Source organism: Arthrobacter sp. SPT-J7 (assembly GCF_059089965.1).
This window is the reverse complement of the sequence record NZ_JBNHFF010000390.1, coordinates 1-1,757: the sequence shown is the minus strand read 5'-3', so window position 1 is coordinate 1,757 and position 1,757 is coordinate 1. Positions and strand designations below refer to the sequence as shown.

Annotated in this window: 2 protein-coding genes; both read left to right on the top strand. The window is 63.7% G+C overall.

Annotation, left to right across the window (positions count from 1 at the left end; genetic code table 11):
* On the top strand, positions 1–1,442 hold a 1,442-nt coding region (locus AC5RWX_RS32935), incomplete at its 5' end, for a sensor histidine kinase (protein ID WP_494100368.1).
* A partial coding sequence (locus AC5RWX_RS32930) for a response regulator (protein WP_494100367.1) occupies positions 1,439–1,757 on the top strand: 319 nt, incomplete at its 3' end. The genes AC5RWX_RS32935 and AC5RWX_RS32930, both read left to right, overlap by 4 nt.

The window sequence follows — 1,757 nt, the reverse complement described above, 5'->3', positions numbered from 1 at the left end:
GCTACCCGGCTCCTGCACCGCGTGGCCGGTCAGCGACGCTGCTCCTACGCGTCACGTGGGTCTGGGCCGTTGTGCCTTGGCTTGTCTCAGCGGTGCTGTGGAACCCCGACCATGCCCGTGTCCCATACTCCAACAAGTGGCTGACGCTTGTGGACTTCGAACCGGGAGCGTTGTTCGCAGTATCCATTGCAAGTGCGGGCTCCGTGGTGGTGGGGATCTGGGCTGTCCACCTCATGTGGCGGCGATGGCAGGCAGCGAAAGGACCCTTGGCGCCGAGGTCGCGGCTCGTCGCGGCGGCAGGAATCCTTCTCGCCGTAGGTGTGAGCAGCCGGGAGGTCGCCCGCTTCCTAGTCGACACCAAACTGATCACCGAGGAAAACCGGTCCTGGATTGGCTTCGGACATACCGTGCTGGCGATCGTGGCAGTGCTGCTAACCGTGGGATCGGTCTATTGGTCGTTCGCGCAACGCCCGAAGGTGGTCGAAACCATGGTTGCAACGGCCGGGGACCCATTGGGGGTCGAAGTGGCACTACGCCGCGTGCTCGGCGACCCGACTGGGCGGCTGTACTACGACCTCGCCGGGACGTGGCTGGATGCCCGCGGCGTCCCGGCGAGCCCGGCAGCCGCCCCTGGACGGGTGCAGAAGGTTCTCAACAATGAACAGGGTCAGCCCAGTGCTTTAGCAGATCTCGATGACGTCGTGCTCGAGGATCCCATCCAGACCGCCATCGTCCTCTCGGCCACACAGCTGGTTCTTCAGGCCGCCCACCTCGCCGTGGAACGAGACGCCTACGCGAAGGATCTGGCCGAATCACGCAAACGGATCGTCACCGACGGCGTCACGCAACGCATAGAGCTGGAGCGCGCCCTGCACGATGGGGTTCAGCAACACCTGCTCGCCGTCTCGACGACCCTGTCCCTGGCACAGTTTGCGTCCAACTTGACCGAGAGCACGGACGTCATCGACCAAGCTCAGAACCGACTCAAAGAGGCTTTGGCCGAGTTGCGCCGGCTGGCCCGCGGCATCCACCCTGTAGCACTCGGGCACGGAGGCCTCCCCGGAGGGCTGCGCGTCATGGTCGACCGGTGGGATAACTGCGAACTCGTCCTCAAATCATCGGAGGCGTCCTTTGCATGCCTAGACGAGACCGTCCGAACGACGTGTTATTTCGCCGCCGCCGAGGCACTGTCCAACGCCATCAAGTACGGCAGCAGGCCCGTGACGATCTCGGCCGCCTGCGATGGGCAACAGGTCACCATCGCCGTCGTCGATCGAGGAGCCGGCGGGGCACGCCCTGTCCCAGGGGGTGGTCTTGCCGGGCTGAAGGATCGCCTGGCCGCGGTCGGCGGAAGAGCAACAATCACCAGCCCTGAAGGAGGACCAACGAGGATAGAAATCCGATCACCTGTGCACGCCTCTACCACCCTGGGTGTGCCATGAGCGGTGCACGGGTCGCTCTTGCCGACGACTCCGGTATCTTTCGCGCAGGGCTAGCCGCCCTGCTGACAGCAGCTGGAATCCACATCGTCGCATCCGTAGCTGACGTGCAAACCCTGCAGGAGCAGATCAACGAACACCCCGCGGACGTAGCCATCCTCGATATTCGGATGCCCCCCACCTACACCGACGAAGGCATCCGCGCCGCGATAACACTGCGCACACACCACTCAAAACTAGGCATCCTCATACTCTCTACATACGCTGAAGCCGCGTGGGCACGAGAACTTATTGACGCCATCCCCTCCGGTGTTGGTT